This window comes from Mycoplasma procyoni (assembly GCF_017052595.1).
In the GTDB taxonomy this organism is placed as follows: domain Bacteria; phylum Bacillota_I; class Bacilli_A; order Mycoplasmatales; family Metamycoplasmataceae; genus Mesomycoplasma_A; species Mesomycoplasma_A procyoni.
Genome location: NZ_JAFIDB010000017.1, coordinates 1 through 1874, shown reverse-complemented (window position 1 = coordinate 1874; position 1874 = coordinate 1). Strand labels below are relative to the sequence as shown.

Sequence of the window (1874 nt, the reverse complement as noted above, 5' to 3'; positions counted from 1 at the left end):
CCCCCCCATTTTACTGTGGCCTACTTACGTAGGCATCCCTTCTCGCGAACTTACGGGATAATTTTGCAGAGTTCCTTAACATTGGTTTTCTCGCTCGCCTTAGAATACTCATCTTGGGAACGTGTGTCCGTTCTCGGTACAGGTTCCTATAAAATTAACGCTAGAAGCTTTTCTTGGAAGTGTGAAATCATACAATTCGCTACTTGATTTCTCTTTCACTATGCATCACAACTCAAGGTTAAATCATGCGGATTTGCCTACATGACCCTCTTGTTGCTTACCCCACAATCCGATAAGTGGTAGTACTATCCTTCTCCGTCACTCCATCACTTTTATAGGAAGTACAGGAATATTAACCTGTTATCCATCGACTATGCTTTTCAGCCTCATCTTAGGTCCTGACTAACCCTGGGTGGACGAACCTTGCCCAGGAAACCTTTCCCAATAGGCGTCGGAGATTCTCACTCCGAATCGTTACTCATGCCGGCATTCTCACTTCTAAGCACTCCACAAGTCCTTACGGTCTTGCTTCACCGCCGCTTAGAACGCTCCTCTAACGTACTTTCGTACCCGTAGCTTCGGTATTATGTTTAGTCCCGTTACATTATTGGCGCAAGATCTCTTGACTAGTGAGCAATTACGCACTCTTTAAATGATGGCTGCTTCTAAGCCAACATCCTAGTTGTTTATGAAACCTCACAACCTTTCTCACTTAACATAATTTTGGGACCTTAGCTGACGATCTGGGTTGTTTCCCTCGCGACCACGGACGTTATCACCCATGTTCCGACTGCATAGTAATACACACTGGTATTCGGAGTTTGATTATAGTCAGTACAGCTAGGCGCCGCCATTCCATATTCAGTGCTCTACCCCCAATGCTTAACACTACACGCTAGCCCTAAAGCTATTTCGAGGAGAACCAGCTATCTCCAGGTTCGATTGGAATTTCACCCCTATCCACAAGTCATCCGGGCACTTTTTAGCGTACTACGGTTCGACCCTCCACTTAGTTTTACCTAAGCTTCAGTCTGCTCATGGATAGATCACCTGGTTTCGGGTATATATCAACATACTTTGTCGCCCTATTCAGACTCGGTTTCCCTACGGCTCCGTTTTTTTCCACTTAACCTCGCATGTTAACATAACTCGCCGGCCCATACTGCAAGATGTACGCCATCACCCATTAACGGGCTCTGACTAATTGTAAGTATACGGTTTCAGAATCTATTTCACTCCCCTCTCGGGGTTCTTTTCACCTTTCCCTCACGGTACTGTTTCACTATCGGTGTCTGGTTAGTATTTAGCCTTACCGGGTGGTCCCGGCAGATTCAGACAGGGTTTCACGTGCCCCGCCCTACTCAGGATACACTCAAGAGATTTTATTATTTCGTTTACGGGGATATCACCCTCTTTGTCAAAGCTTCCCAACTTTTTCAACTATAATAAAATTTTGTAACTCTATATAGAATGTCCTACAACCCCATCAAAGTGATGGTTTGGGCTCTTTCGCGTTCGCTCGCCACTACTAACGAAATCATTATTTATTTTCTCTTCCTGTTGCTACTAAGATGTTTCAGTTCACAACGTGTCTCGCATTTATGACTATGTATTCATCATAAATCAATGGGAGTTTGTCCCATTAGGTTTCCCCATTCGGAAATCCCCGTATCATAGCGCATTCCAGCTCCACGAGGCTTATCGCAGGTAATCACGTCCTTCATCGACTTCCAGACCCAAGGCATCCACCATATACTCTTACTTATTTAAAAGCTAACATAACTTGTATTTTTTTAAGCCTATTGTTTAGATTTATATTTCTAAGGTATCTAATTTAAATTTGCTAACTGTTTTCACAGTTAGACTCGGTTTTT

Annotated in this window: 1 rRNA gene; it reads right to left on the bottom strand. The window is 43.7% G+C overall.

Going from position 1 to position 1874, the window contains the following annotated elements:
* Positions 1–1772: ribosomal RNA gene (locus JV122_RS04160) — 23S ribosomal RNA — on the bottom strand; the annotation flags it as partial.
* Between the last annotated feature and the right edge of the window lie 102 nt (positions 1773–1874).